General features: G+C 39.8%; 10 protein-coding genes. 8 read left to right on the forward strand and 2 right to left on the reverse strand.

Translation table 11 applies throughout. The annotated features are described in order from the left end of the window. Nucleotides 1–327: 327 nt before the first annotated feature. Nucleotides 328–1,173, reverse strand: coding sequence for a TetR/AcrR family transcriptional regulator (locus tag CDZ89_RS02455; RefSeq protein WP_096156537.1), 846 nt, complete (start codon nt 1,171–1,173; stop codon nt 328–330). A gap of 186 nt (nt 1,174–1,359) precedes the next feature. Between CDZ89_RS02455 and CDZ89_RS02460 the strand changes: the two genes are divergently transcribed. The 5 genes from CDZ89_RS02460 to CDZ89_RS02480 all read left to right on the forward strand — a co-directional run bounded on the left by CDZ89_RS02460 (nt 1,360) and on the right by CDZ89_RS02480 (nt 13,653). Then, nucleotides 1,360–2,820 carry an MDR family MFS transporter gene (locus CDZ89_RS02460; RefSeq protein ID WP_100334248.1) on the forward strand — a complete coding sequence of 487 codons (1,461 nt, stop codon included), beginning with the start codon at nt 1,360–1,362 and terminating at the stop codon, nt 2,818–2,820. Between the two features lie 497 nt (nt 2,821–3,317). Beyond that, nucleotides 3,318–9,113 (forward strand): pullulanase, encoded by a 5,796-nt coding sequence (locus CDZ89_RS02465; protein WP_100333152.1) that lies wholly within the window; start codon nt 3,318–3,320, stop codon nt 9,111–9,113. Between the two features lie 189 nt (nt 9,114–9,302). Further along, entirely contained in the window at nt 9,303–9,803 is a 501-nt protein-coding gene (locus tag CDZ89_RS02470) for a hypothetical protein (protein ID WP_100333153.1), read from the forward strand. Nucleotides 9,804–9,808: 5 nt separating this feature from the next. Next, a complete protein-coding gene (locus CDZ89_RS02475) occupies nt 9,809–11,815 on the forward strand; it encodes a dynamin family protein (RefSeq protein WP_100333154.1) in 2,007 nt (668 codons plus the stop codon). Between the two features lie 8 nt (nt 11,816–11,823). After that, complete coding sequence (locus tag CDZ89_RS02480; protein WP_100333155.1) at nt 11,824–13,653, forward strand: dynamin family protein; 1,830 nt, start codon at nt 11,824–11,826, stop codon at nt 13,651–13,653. 147 nt (nt 13,654–13,800) lie between these two features. Here CDZ89_RS02480 and CDZ89_RS02485 read toward each other — a convergent pair whose 3' ends face one another. Further along, complete coding sequence (locus tag CDZ89_RS02485; RefSeq protein WP_100333156.1) at nt 13,801–14,118, reverse strand: lipocalin family protein; 318 nt, start codon at nt 14,116–14,118, stop codon at nt 13,801–13,803. 384 nt (nt 14,119–14,502) lie between these two features. Here CDZ89_RS02485 and rarD point away from each other — a divergent pair, with 384 nt between their 5' ends. From rarD to CDZ89_RS02500, 3 genes are all read left to right on the forward strand, one after another. Beyond that, a complete protein-coding gene (rarD, locus tag CDZ89_RS02490; protein WP_100333157.1) occupies nt 14,503–15,423 on the forward strand; it encodes an EamA family transporter RarD in 921 nt (306 codons plus the stop codon). 214 nt (nt 15,424–15,637) lie between these two features. Next, the gene (locus CDZ89_RS02495) at nt 15,638–17,065 is read left to right on the forward strand and encodes an aldehyde dehydrogenase family protein (protein ID WP_100333158.1); all 1,428 of its coding nucleotides are present in this window, start codon (nt 15,638–15,640) and stop codon (nt 17,063–17,065) included. Between the two features lie 155 nt (nt 17,066–17,220). Beyond that, nucleotides 17,221–17,484: an SGNH/GDSL hydrolase family protein gene (locus CDZ89_RS02500; RefSeq protein ID WP_100333159.1), complete on the forward strand. Its 264-nt coding sequence runs from the start codon at nt 17,221–17,223 to the stop codon at nt 17,482–17,484. The last annotated feature ends 62 nt before the right edge of the window (nt 17,485–17,546 follow it).

Raw genomic sequence — 17,546 nt, forward strand, 5'->3', positions numbered from 1 at the left:
GGAAACGGACACTAAAATGCATTAAATGCGTAAAAATAATGACATATTAGAAAGGGGGGCATTACTTATCGAGTGAGTCTAGTGAACCTAGTCCCTTTGTTTTTGAAAAAATGGAGCCAATCGGCGAAAAATGGCATTCTATCGGCGAAAATGAGCAGTTAATCGGCGAAAATGGAGGATTTATCGGCGAAAATAAGCAATCAATCGGCGGGCACTAAAACATTATCAGCGAACTAGTGGTTTTATCGGCGATAGCCATGCGGAATCGGCTAAAACGAAAACAAAAAAAGAGCGCCACTTCCACTTCTAAAGCAACGCCCTCATATTTTAAATATACTGCTTTAACTCTTCTAAAACTTCCTCCGAAAATAAACTTTCCAACGCGCCAACAGCGCTGTGGAGTAAATACTTCCTAGGTTTCTTCGTGTCAACGAGCTCGTCGTATATGAAATCTAGTAATTCTTCACACTCTGCGCGAACGTTTGAATCTACTTTTTTCTTTAAACCTTGGATTAGTTCATAGATTTCCATTTGTTGTGAGTTTTCTTGTTGTAAACGAGAAAGAAGTAAAGAAGGGTTAAATAAAGTCTCTTCTGTTTTTTCTAGTTCCGGCAACTGGTGTGTGACGCGTTTTAGGCAATAGGATACGATTTTGTGTAAGTCCTCCGGATAGCCACCCGAAAATCTTCTCTCATATTTCATCGTTTGTTGCAGTAACGCTGTAAACATGATCGAGCAATCTAGTAAATACTTCTTCTTTTCTACTCCGAACAGGTCAGTGAATCGTTCGAAAATCCACCCTAACATCTTCAGTTGAAAATCTAAAATAAATTGTTTTAAGTCCTCGTCTTTCGACATCACAAGCTCTTCAAAAAGTGGTACAAGATGGTTGACTCGATTTGTTTTTAACTGTAGCACCATTTGTTGAATGAAAATTTGTTGATCCGAGCGTTTATGGCCAATCAAAAGTTCGTTTCGTTCTTTTTCGAAATCGTCATATACAAGTTGGAAAATAGAAATAATCAGTTCGTTTTTAGAGGAAAAGTAATTATAAAAAGTACCTTTGGAAATGCCACTATCATCTAGAATGTCTTGAATGGATGTGGAGTGAAAACCTTTCTTAACGAACAGTTTATGCGCTTTCTTTAACACTTGCTTTTTACGTTCATGCATGAAATCACCTAACTTTTTGGACTCATAGTATAAAGTCAATAGTACAGGAAAAGTGCATATATAGCAACGTTCTCATAAACAAAATTACTTTTTCTTGAAAATAATGTACTATCGGTATAAAATAGTATAATCAGAGTATAAAATATTAAACGTGTGGTATAAATTAGGGGGAATAATATGGCTACCATGATAGGGACGATTTCGAAGTCAGATGCAAAGCGTCCGCCATATGGGATTATTACGGTTTTAATGATTGGTGCGTTTATCGCATTTTTAAATAATACATTATTAAACATTGCGCTGCCGTCCATTATGAGTGATTTAAGTGTGAATGCTGCTACTGTTCAGTGGTTAACAACAGGATTTATGTTAGTGAACGGTGTATTAATGCCGATGTCGGCTTTTTTAATCCAAAAATATTCCGTTAGGCGACTGTTTTTGGTGGCGATGGGAATTTTTGCGTTCGGTACGATTGTGGCCGGGATGGCTCAAATTTTTCCATTATTATTAACGGGAAGAATGTTGCAAGCGGGTGGAACGGCGATTATGATGCCGCTACTAATGAACGTGTTGCTTGTGAGTTTCCCGATTGAAAAGCGCGGAACAGTAATGGGGATGTTCGGAATGATTATGATGGCCGCGCCAGCCATTGGACCGACGTTGTCTGGTTGGATTGTGGAGCATTACGCATGGCGAATGTTGTTCCATTTCGTCTGGCCAATAGCGCTTACGATATTTTTGCTTGGATTTTTCTTATTGAAAGATAAAAAAGAGAAAGTGAACTTGAAGTTAGATCTCGTTTCGTTGACGTTGTCTACGATCGGGTTCGGTGGGGTTTTGTTCGGGTTCAGTTCCGCAGGGAATGCTGGGTTTGAAAGTCCACGAGTGTATTTGCCGATTGTAATTGGTGTTATTTCCTTGGTGACGTTTATTAGAAGGCAAAACGGCCAGGAGCGGCCGATGTTGAACTTTGGTGTGTATAGATATCCAATGTTTGCCCTGTCATCGGCGATTTCGATGGTGTTGAATATGGCGATGTTTTCGGGGATGTTGTTGCTTCCTATATATGTGCAAACGATCCGCGGTATTTCGCCGATGGATGCGGGGTTAATGTTGTTGCCGGGGGCGCTTGTGATGGCGTTTATGTCGCCAGTGACTGGTAGGCTATTTGATAAGTTTGGCGGGCGTATGTTGTCAATTATCGGGTTGACCATTATGGTTGTGACAACTTTTCAGTTTACTAGATTAACGACGGAAACTCCGTATTTTTATTTGATGACACTGCATGCGGTGAGGATGTTTGGGATTACGATGGTGATGATGCCAGTTTCGACGAATGGACTAAATCAATTGCCACGTAAGTTCTATCCGCATGGAACGGCGATGAATAATACGTTGAATCAGTTGTCAGGAGCGATTGGAACGGCGTTGCTTGTAGCGATTATGTCGATTCAGACGGAGAGATATACAGCGAGCATGGGTCAGGATACGACTAGTGGAAATGGAATCAATTTGCTCGCGATGCTTGAAGGTATTAACGATGCATTTTTCGTCGCAACATGCTTTGCGCTCGTCTCGTTAGGGTTATCGTTCTTCATTAAGAGGGCGAGACCTGCGGATGAAGAGGAGAAAGAGAAAGCAGCATAGGTGTAAAACGGGGACGGGGTTTGATTTCGCATTTTGAATGTGAAATCAAACCCGTCCCTATTTCTCGCCAAAAACCAAATCTATTCGTCATTGGTTATCAACTCTTGTCTGGTACTTTTGTACTATTTTGAAAATTGTGATTGATATGTTGATATTTTCATAGTACGTTTAATATAAGTGTAATGATAGCGTTTGCACAACTGTAAACTTATTTACAACAAAAGGGAATTCATCTTTTTTGTGCAACTTTGTGCAAACGGTTTCACGTCACGCGCTACACCACACAGCAAGCAGAAAGCAGCACACAACAAAACAATCACCATAGCTAGCGCAAAACAATCCAACGCAACACACCAAGCATTAATCACCAAGCATCAAGCAACCAGCAATACGCAACACCACACTTCTCACCGAGACAAAAGCTGAAAGTAACAAATCTAGCTCAAGCAAACACCACATCAACGCAATCAAACAATTTAGAAAGGGGCACAGTATTCATGAAAAGAAAGTCGTTTCAAAAAGGAATGGCAATACTTTTATCTATTTTATTAGTAATCTCCATGTTTCCAGGCTACATAACAACCGCGACAGCTGAAACAACTACAACTGAGTCAGTCGAAAGGCAGATTCGTTTTTCGTATGAACGAGCAGATCAAAATTACGGAGATTGGGACCTATGGGTTTGGGGAACCGGGGTTAAAGATGGCGACATTAAATTTACCGAGTTTAAAGATGGTAAAGCGTATGCGACCATTCTAGTTTCCGAAAATGCAGACAGTGTAGGGTTTATTGTACGCAAACCTGATTGGTCGGAAAAAGACATTGATGCGGACCGCAATATCACTCTGCACAAAACAGAACCAATAACAAAAGTCCACGTAAAAAGTGGAGAATACGACTTCCATACAGTACCTGAAGTAGCAGGTCCAGTAATATCAGATGGTAATGCTCATTTCTATTACCGTAACCCAGCATTATACACAACAAATGAAATGCACAAAGTAGAAAAAGTCGAGCTAGAAATTTTAGGCCAGCGCTACGAGTTAGAGGCTCAGCCGAAAAATGAGCGTTTCGCGTTCACGCTAGAAAACGTGCCAAACGGCGAGCATGAGTACACCTATTTTGTCACAATAGACGGAACAACTACTCAAGTGACAGACCCGTATAACACCGCTCTAGGCAAATCAACAATCAAACTAGTCCAATCAGCCGTAGAAGTGAACGCTTCCGTATATCCGGCTGCGGTGAACTACAACGAAAACGCAGTAGTCACAGTCGACTATACAACAGAATCAGATGCAGTAATTCGTGAAGTATCTATTAATCTATCGGCAATCGGTGGAAAAGAAAAAGTAGCCATCGATCCAGAACTTAACGAAATTACCGTTGCAGTAGACCAAAAGATTACAGCAGGTGTAAAAGAATTACCAATCGTTGCGATTGACCAATTTGGCAATCGCCACCAAGGAAAAGCTATCCTAGAAGTAAAAGCACGCACATTTACTGGCGAAGAGGCAGACTTTGATTGGGATGAAGCGATCATCTACTTCATGCTTACTGACCGATTCTTCGACGGAGATGCTTCCAACAACGACCCATACGGAATCGGGTATGACAAAACAAAGCCAGGTACGTATCAAGGTGGAGACTTCAAAGGTATCACGCAAAAATTAGACTACCTGAACGAACTAGGAATTAACACGATTTGGATTAACCCGATCGTAGAAAATATTAAATACGACGTAAGACATGCAGAGCCAGGTACGCCATACTACGGTTACCACGGCTACTGGGCGAGCAATTTCGGTGAGCTAAACCCTCACTTCGGAACAATGGCGGATTTTCACGAGCTAATAGATGAGGCACACAATCGTGGAATGAAAATTATGATTGATGTGGTATTAAACCATACAGGCTACGGCTTAAAAGCAGACGACGCAAAATACAGCCATATCCCACACTTCCCAACAGACGAAGACCGTGCCCGCTTCGACGGAATGCTTCGTGCAGGTGGAACGGACACAATCCGCGGGGAGCTAGCTGGATTACCGGATTTCATTACAGAAGACCCAGCAGTGCGCGCTCAAATTATCGAGTGGCAAGTCGACTGGATTGAAAAATCAAGAACAGAAAGCGGAAACACAATCGATTATTTCCGTGTGGATACAGTAAAACATGTAGAAAACACAACATGGATGGCGTTTAAAAATGCCCTAACAAAAGAAATGCCGGAATTCAAAATGATCGGCGAGTCGTGGGGCGCAAATGCGAACGATGACCACGGTTACTTACACAACGGTATGATGGACTCGTTACTAGACTTTGAGTTTAAAAATATTGCTAGAGACTTTGCAAATGGGCAAATCCTTTCGGCGCAATCTCGTTTAGAAAACAGAAACAACAAACTATCCAACGGAGCAACAGTAGGAAACTTTTTAGGAAGTCACGATGAAGAAAGATTCCTAGAAATAGTTGGTGGCGACTTAGGGAAATACCAAGTAGCAGCTTCTCTACAACTAACGGCTAAAGGCCAGCCAGTTATTTATTATGGAGAAGAACTTGGCCTTGGTGGCAAAGCTAACTATCCTTATTATGACAACAGACAAAACATGCCTTGGCAGGAGATTGATGGGAACCGTACTTTAGCGCACTACAAAAAAGTGTTAGCATTCCGAAACGAACATGCGACAGTTTTTGCAAAAGGCGCTCGTGAAAAGGTAGCGGGCTCAGACCAAGACCAATATTTACTATTCTCGCGCAGCTACAACGGTGATGCCGTATACGTTGGCTTAAACACAGCTAAAGCTACAAAAGAAATAACAGTAAATGCCGGTTCTGAACATGCGGTCGTAACAAACCATTACAAGAACACAACCCATGCTGCTGATAAAAATGGCCATGTAACGTTATCTCTTCCTTCGATGGAAGATGGTGGGACGGCCTTGTTCACAGTGGATAACGGCTCTTTAAGCGAACTTCCAAAGGGTGATGTGGGTGAAATTCCTGCAGATACGATTCGAATTCATTATCAACGAACAGATAATAGTTACGAAAACCTTGGCTTATGGTTATGGGGCGATGTAGCATCACCTTCGGAAAACTGGCCATCTGGCGGGACGAAATTCCAAGCGGATCAAGTGACGAGCTACGGTGCATACGTTGACGTACCAATGAAAAAAGGTGCCGAGAATATCGGATTCCTTGTGTTGAACGTAACGAATGGTGATAAAGATGGCGAAGACAAATGGGTAGAGCTATTCTCGCCAGACATTAATGAGCTTTGGATTAAGCAAGGTTCAGACCAAGTGTCCTTATATGAACCAGTTGATTTGCCAGCAAACACAGTGCGTATTCATTATGATCGAAATAATAATGATTATGACGGTTGGGGTTTATGGAACTGGCATGATGTACAGTCCCCTTCTGACGGTTGGCCAAATGGTGCGGCAGATGCGGCTGGTGTTGGGAAACATGGGGCGTATTATGATATAAAATTAATAGACAACGCAGAAAAAATTGGCTTCCTTTTTGTGAATAAAAACAATGGCCAACAGACTGGAGATATGACGTTCGAGATGTTAAAAGATCATAACATGTTGTTTGTAAAAGAAGGAGAGGACAGTGTGTACACAGATCCATATGGTGCGGTACCAATTGCGCTATTGTCTGGGGAAGTTCTTTCTGATAAGAAAATTACCCTTCTTTTCACAACAACAGAAGGATTGCATGTAGAAGATTTAATGGAGCAATTAGAAATGAAGGATGTTGATGGGAACACAGTAGTTGTCACAAGCATTACGATTGAAGATAGTAAGCGAGTGACGCTTCATGGTGAGTTTGACTTAGAGAAAGTTCCGTTTACTGTAACGCTTGGGGATCGTACGATTTTGGCGAAAACTGGCTGGCGCTTAATCGATGAAATGTACGGTTATGACGGAAAGCTTGGGGCAGAGTTGCACCATGACGGTACAGCGACGTTGAAAGTGTGGTCGCCGAAAGCGGAAGATGTAAAGGTTGTTTTATATGATAAAGACGACCAAAACGTGATTGTTCGTGAAATGGACATGGTAAAAGGAGACCGCGGTGTGTGGAGCGTGGAACTATCCATGTTTAATACGGGATTGGATTCTTTAAGAGGCTACTACTATCACTACGCGATTACACATAATGGTGAAACGAAGTTAGCGTTAGACCCTTACGCGAAGTCGATGGCAGCGTGGAGTCATACTAGTGGTGACCCTGTAGGGAAAGCGGCAATTGTGGATATTGGCAGCATCGGTCCAGATTTAGATTACGCAAACATCCCTGGCTATGAAAAGCGTGAAGATGCGATTATTTATGAAGTGCACGTTCGTGACTTTACGTCCGATCCGAATATTGCGGAAAGTTTAAAAGCGCAGTTCGGTACGTTTGCTTCTTTTGTGGAAAAATTAGATTATATTCAAGAACTAGGTGTGACGCACGTTCAGCTATTACCTGTTATGAGCTATTTCTTTGGGGATGAGCTGAAAAATGGCGAGAGAATGCTAGAGTATGCGTCAACGCAAACGAACTACAACTGGGGTTATGACCCGCACAGTTATTTCTCTTTATCTGGTATGTATTCTGAAAATCCGAATGATCCGGAGCTGAGAATTGCCGAATTTAAGAATTTAATTAATGAGATTCATAAGCGTGATATGGGTGTTATTCTAGATGTTGTTTACAACCATACGGCGAGAGTTGGGATTCTTGAAGACCTAGTGCCGAATTATTATCACTTTATGGATGCAGATGGCACGCCACGCACAAGTTTTGGTGGTGGACGTTTAGGTACCACACATAAAATGGCACGTCGTGTGTTAGTTGATTCGATTCTTCATTGGGTAAGTGAGTACAAAGTAGATGGTTTCCGTTTTGATATGATGGGTGACCATGATGCAGAAAGTATTCAAATGGCGTTTGATAAGGCCCGAGAACTAAATCCGAATATTGTGATGATCGGGGAAGGCTGGCGCACTTTTGCAGGAGATGAAGGAGACCCGGTGCAAGCGGCTGACCAAGATTGGATGCAGTATACAGAGGCAGTTGGAAGTTTTTCTGATGAATTCCGTAATGAGTTGAAGTCAGGTTTCGGTAGCGAAGGGGAGCCTCGTTTCATTACAGGTGGAGCTCGTAATGTGAGTCAGATTTTTGATAACATAAAAGCGCAGCCACATAACTTCGTGGCGGATCAACCTGGTGATGTTGTTCCTTATATTGAAGCACATGATAATTTAACGTTGTACGATGTTATTGCACAGTCGATTAAGAAAGACCCTGATATTGCAGAAAATAATTTGGAGATTCATAAGCGTATCCGAATTGGTAATGCGATGGTACTAACGTCGCAAGGTACGGCATTTATCCATGCTGGCCAAGAGTTTGGGCGTACAAAGCAGTGGAGAGCAGAGGCTGCGGAGGCACCTTATAAGTCAACATATATGACGGATAAAGATGGCAATCCGTTCTTGTTCCCTTACTTTATCCACGATTCTTATGATTCGTCGGATATTATTAACCGATTTGATTGGGAAAAGGCGACAAATGCAGAGTTGTTCCCGATTAATAACGTGACGCGTGAGTACACGGCTGGTCTAATTGCGTTACGTCGTTCCACAGATGCGTTCCGTTTAGGTACGAAGGAATTAGTGGATGCGAATGTGACGATGGTAGAGGCGCCGGAAGTGAAGGAGCGCGATGTAGTTGTTGCTTATCGCAGCGAAGCAACAAACGGTGATGTGTATTACGTGTTCGTGAACGCGGATATGCAGGCAAGAACGTTTACACTTGGAGAAGATTTAACTTCTGGAATCGTTGTTGTGGACGGAGATGAAGCTGGTGTTGTGGAAGTGTCAGAGCGTACTGGTTTTGAATGGACTTCCGAGAGCATTACGTTGGAGCCGTTAACGACTGTAGTTGTTAAGGTGAGCACAGAAGAAGGAACTGAGCCAGGAGATGGTGAGGAACCGGGTGATGGAACGGAACCAGGAGATGGGGAAGAGCCGGGTGATGGAACTAACCCAGGAGATGGGGAAGAGCCAGGTGAAGGCACGACACCGGGAGCTGGAAAAGATAAAGACAAAGATAAAGACAAAGATAAAGAGAAAGAGAAAGATAAAGATAAAGAGAAAAAAGATAAGTCAGATAAAAAATCTGCAGGAGACAAAGCAGGTAATAAACTGCCAAACACAGCATCCAACACGTACAACTGGATGCTACTAGGAATCCTATTCCTAATGCTAGGCGGCGGCTACTTAGCAAGAAGATCATAATGTGAAACGGGGACGGGGTTCATTTTTCATCGTAATTATTACGATGAGAAATCGAACCCCGTCCCTATTTTTCACCAATTTTTTGAAAAGAATTCAATTTTATAACAAATTTCGACAACATATAGAATGTATTTGATAGTACATTATAACTAGTTCGTATAATGATTATAAGATTGAGAGGGAACACGGATGACGGTACAAGACCCGATTTATCAGGAATTCAATGAATTATTAAAAGATATTAGTCTGGAGCTAATGAATACGACAGTTTTTGAAAGAATAGAAGCAAATACATCAAGCTTTACTAGAAGTATGCCAGAACTTAATAGATCTATAAATAAATTGGGAGAATTAATTCGAACAATCGAAGCTACAAAGAATAATTCAGAAGAAACATTTAAAGAAGTGAAGAAAAGGTTTGGTATATTAGAAGAAACATTAAAGAATTTTGAAAATCAAAGTAAGAACAATACAAATAATTCAAGGAAACAACTACTAGAAAACTTGGAAAATGTTAAGAAAAGTGTCCATGACTACACGACTAGTATGGAAAAGAAAATGGATAATAACCAAGAATACTTAATTCAAGTTTTAAATGAAAAACATGAGAAACTGATGAAACTTCAATATATTCAGATATCTATTTCAGCGATTTCTGTTGGAATTCTCATTTATGTTTTGGCGGGTTAAGCAAGATGAATGCAGAACAATATCGTAACTTTGCTGAAAGGTACCAGTCGACATTTTTAAATATTAAAGAATATTACGATAAGAATGTAAAAAGTAACTTGCAATTAACAATTATTAAAAGAGCTAGTCTGGTCAGAGAACAAATAAGCCGACTAAAGTCTGTTCAAGGCTATGAAAAATCCTCCATATTAAAACCTTATGTAGAAGAGATAGAAACATTTTATGAAAAGTATAATAGTGTTGCAAACGGTTTGGATAAACCATTTATGTTGTTTGTAATGGGTATGGGTAAGTATGGAAAATCGACATTATTAAATGCTTTAATGAGATCGAATGAAGCAGCGATGGATGAGTTACCGAAAACATGGAAAATTGACGTCTTTAATCCAGCATTACCAGCTCATTGTGCTGTGGTTAAATATAAAGATAACCGTAAACAACTGTTGAAAAAAGATGAGGTAAAAGAGCTTATTCTTCAAGAGGAAAAGAAACGTGATGAATCCGATGAATTGGTAAGTAAAGAATTTAAACAAAAGTCAAAATCGTATAAAACAATAGCTGAGAAAAAAGAATTCAAACAGTATTTAGAAGAAAAACTGGTTTATAAATCAGATGTCATAGAAGTAGAGTGGGGTGTTAAGCGCACTCCGATTCTTAAGCACTTCTCATTGGTTGATACGCCTGGGATATTTCAAAATATAATGGGAGAATTACGCGTAAGTATACAAGAATATTATCATAAGGCTGACGGAGTAATTTGGATGCTTAATGCAGAAATTATTTCTGCTGCAAAATCGAAAGAATTACTAGAAGAACTCAACACGCATCTTGATACTATTGGTAATAAAAAAGCGACGAACATAATTGCTGTTCTTAATAGAATAGACAAGATCCGAGAAAGAAGTGGGGAAGAAGGGGTAGAGAGGATTATTAAAGAAGCTAAAGATATATATGGTGATATCTTTAGTGATATTATCCCTATCTCAGCTTTTGAGGCATTGAAAGGGATAGAAAATAACGATAACAAACAAATAGAACGAAGCGGTATGGAAAAGTTAGAGTATACGATTAATCATGTGTTTTTTCAAAATAGTAGAAGGCTACAAATGGAAAGTAAAATCAATGCAATAACGTTATTAGATAAGGAACTTAATATACTTTTAACAGAATTATATAACAGACTATACAAGGATCATCATAATCGGATTAAAAGTCTACTATTGTTTGACTCAGAAATAGCGGAAAAAATGGACACCTTGAAAAAACGTATTCAAACAACTATTGCAGCTTATAAAAATGAAGTGAAAGATAATATTTATAGTAGAGCTGGCGACTTGTTTGATATTGATTCAGAAAGTAAAAGACAGTCTTACTTAGAAAAAGATATTTTTAGAGTACAAAAGATAAGTCAACAGATGGGGAAACTTCAAAAGGATATCTTTGAAGAAATAGTATCAATTGAAAAACTGATTAAACCCAAAATAACATTCTCTAAATATAAGCACATTGACATTACGGAGCTAGAAAATAAAAATCTAGTCAAAACACAAAGTTCAGTAGCTTTTAATAACCATACATTAGATACAGATGACATTAGTTTTGCTTCTGGAGCTGGGATTTCAATTGTAGCTGCATTATTATTAGGCCCATTAGGTCTTATTTTAGGGCCGTTGCTTGCCCATTGGGGTTTTACAAAATGGATTGCAAAACAATTTAAACTTGGAGAAGTACAATCCAATTTACTTAGCACGTTGAACGCTTCTACAGAAGAAATGCAAGAGAAAATGGAAGAAGAGTTAATGACACGAATCGAGATTATTACAGATAATATTTATTTAACATGTAATGAAACTTTTTCTTCTCTGTATGGAAATAGTGAAACTTCCGAATCAGTCTTAGATGTTTTAAAAAATTGGAGTAACACCATCAGTCAGCCAGTTCAAGCGCTAAGTGTGAAAGAGATTATTATCCAGTCACATACAAAAAAAGAATCTAGTATTATGAGGAGGTAATTCATTTGATGCTTCAAAAAAAACTAGAACAAACTGCAAAACATTTTGAGCAGTCTCCTGTTAGAGAAAGTTGGTCTAATAATATGAACTTAGGCCCGCTTTCCGAAAGTATAAAACCAGCAATGAAATCAATTGATAAAGATATAAATACGTTAATTGAAAAATGCCAAACACCTTTAAAGTTAGTAATAATGGGAGAGGTAAAAGCAGGGAAGTCTACTTTAATCAACGCATTGGTAGGGAAGGTTCTGTCACCTACTAATGTAGCAGAAACGACAGCTAGTATTATTGAAATTTCTTATGATAAGAATGCAAACGGAACTATTTTCACAACAAGTAGTAACGAAAATATTGTTGGGACGTTAGATGAAATATATCAAACCTTAGACCAGAAAAGAACCGATATGGATTTCTTTAAAAACGTTGATTATGTGAAATTAGGATTTCCATTAAAAAGTTTAAAGAGTTTACATATTATTGATACACCTGGGCTTGCTACAGTTAGAGAGGCAAATGAAAAAAGAACGGAAAGCTTTATTCAGTCTGCCGATGTTATTTTATGGGTGTTTAACGGCCATGTACTTGGACAAGCAGATATTGAGGGAAAGTTAGAAGAAGTAGCAATGATGGGAAAACCAATAATTGCCCTAATTAACCGAGTAGATGAATTAAATACTCCTGCTGATAAGCTAGTAAACTATTTAGAAAAAAAGATTGATATATACGTAGAAGACATTATGGCAATCTCTGCAAAATCAGCTCTTGAAGGTAAGTTGGAAGGAAATGAAGACAAGCTAAGGATATCTGGTTTATTAGAACTGTTGGAATATTTAGAGACGAATATTGAACGTAATAGTGAAAATGTACAAACGCATAGTATTATTCAATCATCCAAAGTGTTAATTGAAAAAGATTGTTTATTCCACGATAACATTAATGAAGATATAGCAAGAGTTATATCGGATTTAGACGTTAGGAAAAATGAAATCTCTTTTTTTAATGAGAATATTAAAAGAGCACTACAAGCAGATTTGAAAAACTGGTTTGAGTTAGAGTTTTTAGAACGTGAAAAAGAAGAAATGATGGTGAAAGTTAAGCAGTTAGGTATTTTTTCAAAAACAAGAGAGTCAAAAGAACTATCAGAAGAACTAAAAGATATTCTTTCGGAAAAAGCGTTGGAAAGACAACTGCAAGAAAAGTATGAAGATATTCACAAGCAATTTATGACCAAATGGGAAAGAGCTTCTGCAGAATTAGCATCAAAGATAGAAGCGGAACAACAAATCCACTATAAAAATAATCTGGCATCTCTTCAAATGAAGCTAAAAGAGTTAGATAGTAGAGCTCCATCTGGTGAGGAAGCACTTCTCGATGGTGCCGGGAAAGGTGCAATTGTAGCTGGAACTTATGGTGCAACTGCAGCGGTGTACACTGCTATTCTAGGTCCTGCTGCTGCTAGTGTTTCATTAATTGGTGCAATTGGTGCTATCTTACCTCCAGTATTGCTAGTTGGTGCTACAGTTGGTGCTGTTTGGAAAGCAATTACACATAAAAATGAAAAAAATAAGTTTGCACAAGAAATAAAAACAACTTTTTCTGATGTGAAGAGTCATATAGAAAAACAATACTTAACTAGTGTTCTAGAAGGGATAGATACTGAATCTAATAAGATGGCAAATGCAATATATAACCAAATATGCCAACATGTGTGTAAAAATGAAGATATAGAATTATTAGTTAGGTTAAAACAGAACAATGAAAACTATATACGAGTTTCCAAAATGCACCTACTAGAATTGGAAGAGTTAAAAGAAAAAGTAGAACAGCCAATAGCCTAACCTTAAGTCATAATTTAAATATAAACAAACAGTGCCTGAACTAGTGCCAGGCAACACTCGAAAATTCTTGTACCACCAAGAAGGTTTCACAACAAAAAAACCTCCTAAACGAGTATTAGGAGGTTTTCTATTATTTATTAAGTAAAACTATTCCACCTTCGTCAACACAATCGGCTGCACGTCGCCTTCGCCTTTAAGTTCTAGTTTGTCGCCGTTGAAGTTATAAGCAAACTTAAGTGTTTGATCGTTAAAATTTAACGTTAAATTTTTACCATCCACTTCATAAGTTCCTTCATTACCGCCATACCCGCTATCTAGCGTGTACGCTCCATCTTTCTTAAATTCAAAAGTCATTACCCCAAACTGATCTACCCATTCTCCAACTACTTTACTAGAATCAGAAGAACATCCAGCCAATAAAACTAGCGTGAAAATAGATGCCAAAAGAAGTTTGTGAAAACGCATAAAAATCCCACCCCTATTCATATGTATTCTTTCACTATAAGTTCAAGCGTTGATTGTGTAAAGAGAAAAATGAGAAATGGGGACGGGGTTCATTTCACATCCTCTAAATGTGAAACAAACCCCGTCCTCACTTTTCATTCGTCTGTCGAAATATTTTCATTGATTTTCCACTCTAATCCTCATAAACTATATTAACTGAGTGAGTTTCATAATGTACAATTACTAAGTGAAAAACGAATATTAAACCTATTCTTTCATATAATTTACGTTTTCTTATCGAACGTTATTTTATAATATACGGAACATTCGTTTTTCACTAAACGAACAGTAATTGTGAAATTGATTCAATTAAAACATCTTTCTTCGAAGAGGAGGCATCCACCTATGAAACTCACATCTACAAACGAACATTCAACTGGCATCCTTTTTGCCGCGTTTTCCTATATACTTTGGGGCTTCCTTCCACTATATTGGAAAGTACTCCAACACGTCCCAGCCTGGGAGTTACTCGCTCATCGCATCCTATGGTCACTCGTCTTCATGCTCGTTATCCTACTAGCGATGAAAAAATTCTCGACCATCCCATTAGAACTAAAAACCCTATTTGCCAACAAAAAACGAGCAATCGGCCTAACGCTAGCTTCCATCTGCATTACCCTCAACTGGGGCCTTTACATATGGGCGGTTAACACAAACAACATTGTAGAAGCGAGCCTTGGCTACTACATCAACCCGCTCGTCAGCATCTTGCTCGGTATCATCGTGTTAAAAGAAAAACTATCACGCTGGCAAATGATCTCGATCATCATCGCAAGCGTTGGCGTACTCATCCTAACCGTCAACTTCGGCTCTTTCCCATGGATCGCCATCACCCTAGCCTTCAGCTTCGGCTTTTATGGCTTATTGAAAAAAATGGTCCAACTAGGCGCAGTGATGGGATTAACCATTGAAACATTGTTGCTCGCTCCATGTGCGTTACTGTTTTTGAGCGTCTTGCAAACTGGAGGTAGTGCTTCGTTTGGTATGGACGTCATGACAACTGTATTTTTAATTGGAGCCGGTGTCGCAACCGCGATACCTTTGCTTTTGTTCGCAAGTGGAGCCAAAAGAATACCTCTATCCATGGTCGGGCTCCTACAATACTTAGCACCAACCATCTCATTACTATTAGGCGTATTTCTCTACAACGAACCATTCACCAAAATACACCTAATCGCCTTCATGTGCATCTGGACGGCCCTAACCATCTACACCCTAACCGTCACAAAACTAGGTGCCAGGCACCACCCGAAATTTGTCGAATAATCGAATGTAAAGTCGGGACGGGGTTCGTTTCTCATCATGAAAAATTCCAGGTGCCAGGCACCACCCGAATTTTGTCGAATGAAAAGCAGGGACGGGGTTCGTTTCCCATCATCTTGATGTGAAATAAACCCGTCCCCATTTTTCACATGTTTAAAGCTAGTCTCGAATAATATAGAAGAGATAAGTCTGTGAGACGAATAGAGGAGGTCATTATATGAACAACGGAATTTATATAAACGGTAAATATGTGGAGTCTAAAAAAACGTACCCACTCCACAACCCACACACAGAACAAATCATCGCCCACATCGCCGATAGCACAGAAGAAGAAATGCAACTTGCCATCGAAGCAGCACACACAGCATTCCAAAAAACGAAAACTCTCACTTCACTAGAAAGAGCGGAAATTTTGTTCCAAGCAGCAGACATCCTAGAAGCCGAAAAAGAAGAAGTGGCAAACCTCATCACAACAGAAGCGAGCAAGCCAATTTCCGCCTCACGCCTAGAAGTGGAGCGCTCTATCCAAACACTACGTTTCTCGGCAGAAGAAGCAAAGCGCATCACAGGTGAATACATCCCATTAGATGCAGCAAAAGGTGGAGCCGGCCGCGATGCCTTCACCATTCACGAACCAATCGGTGTTGTCGGAGCCATCACACCATTCAACTTCCCGCTGAACCTCACCGTACACAAAGTCGGTCCAGCTATCGCAGCCGGCAACACGATCGTTATCAAACCATCCGAGCAAACGCCGCTATCAAGCTTCAAGTTAGCAGAAATCATCACGAGAGCAGGAGCACCGACTGGAACAATTAACGTCGTACCAGGAGACGGCCCAAAATTAGGAAAGGTTTTACTAGACGACGCTAGAGTCGAAAAAATCTCATTCACAGGTAGCCCTACGGTTGGAAAACTAATCAAACAACAAGCCGGCCTGAAAAAAGTAACACTCGAACTTGGCAGCAACTCCGCGTTGTACGTCGACGAAACAGTAGCAGAAGACCTACCATCCATTGTGCAAAAAGCCGTTATTGGAGCTTTTGCATACAACGGGCAAGTTTGCATCAGTACGCAACGCATATACGTTCACCAAGCGCTTGCCCCACAATTTATCCAAATGTTTGTGGAAGTAACAAAAAAACTACAATATGGCGAGCCAACTGACCCGAGTACAGTAGTAACAAGCCTAATAAATAAAAAGTCACAAGCTAGAATACTAGAATGGATCGAGGAAGCGATACAAAATGGTGCCACCCTTCTAACTGGCGGTGAAGCAAAAGATAACGGCATTCTACCAACCGTTTTAACAAATGTAGCAACAGCAGCAAAAGTATCCTGCAACGAAGTTTTCGGCCCAGTCGTCTTCATCAATGTTGTCGAAAACGCAGAAGAAGCAGTAAGCGAAATGAACAATAGCGACTACGGCCTAAACGCCGGTATCTTCACAAACAACCTAAAACAAGCACTACAACTTGGCCACCAACTCGAAGTAGGGCAAGTCTTCATCAACGACGTACCAACAACCCGCTTCGACCACATGCCATACGGCGGCTACAAATCATCCGGCTATGGCTACGAAGGCGTCAAATACGCCATCAAAGAAATGACCAAAATGAAAATGATCAGCCTTAACTACCAATAAACCCCATGTGCCTAACCCCAAGTGCCAGGCACCACCCGAAGTTTGTCGAACGATTTTTCAGTAGTAGCTGCTGTTCTCAATAACGTTCGACAGAATCCAAAATTCTACTTCTCTATAATAGAATGGTAACTAGATTAATAGAGGAGGAAAAAGATTTGAATTACATTTTTCGTACCATTATTTTATTAATAGTAGCCAGTTTAGTTTTAGCTACGCCCGCCTTTGCAAAAAACGACAACGCTAAAAAGTCATTAGTAGCGCTTGGAGACTCCATTCCGTTCGGATACAACTTAGGAGAAGACAACTTCGAGCCTTCTAAATTCGCCTTTCCGTATCTTATGGGAGATGCAGCAGACCTAAGGGTAAGAAACTTAGCAATCCCTGGTTGGAGAACAGACCACCTATTACCAACCATCTAACACGACGAAAAATACCGTCAAGCGATTCGGCATGCTGATTATATTACACTAAATATTGGTAG

Origin of the sequence: Bacillus alkalisoli (assembly GCF_002797415.1) — a bacterium.
GTDB classification, from domain to species: domain Bacteria; phylum Bacillota; class Bacilli; order Bacillales; family Bacillaceae_I; genus Bacillus_CD; species Bacillus_CD alkalisoli.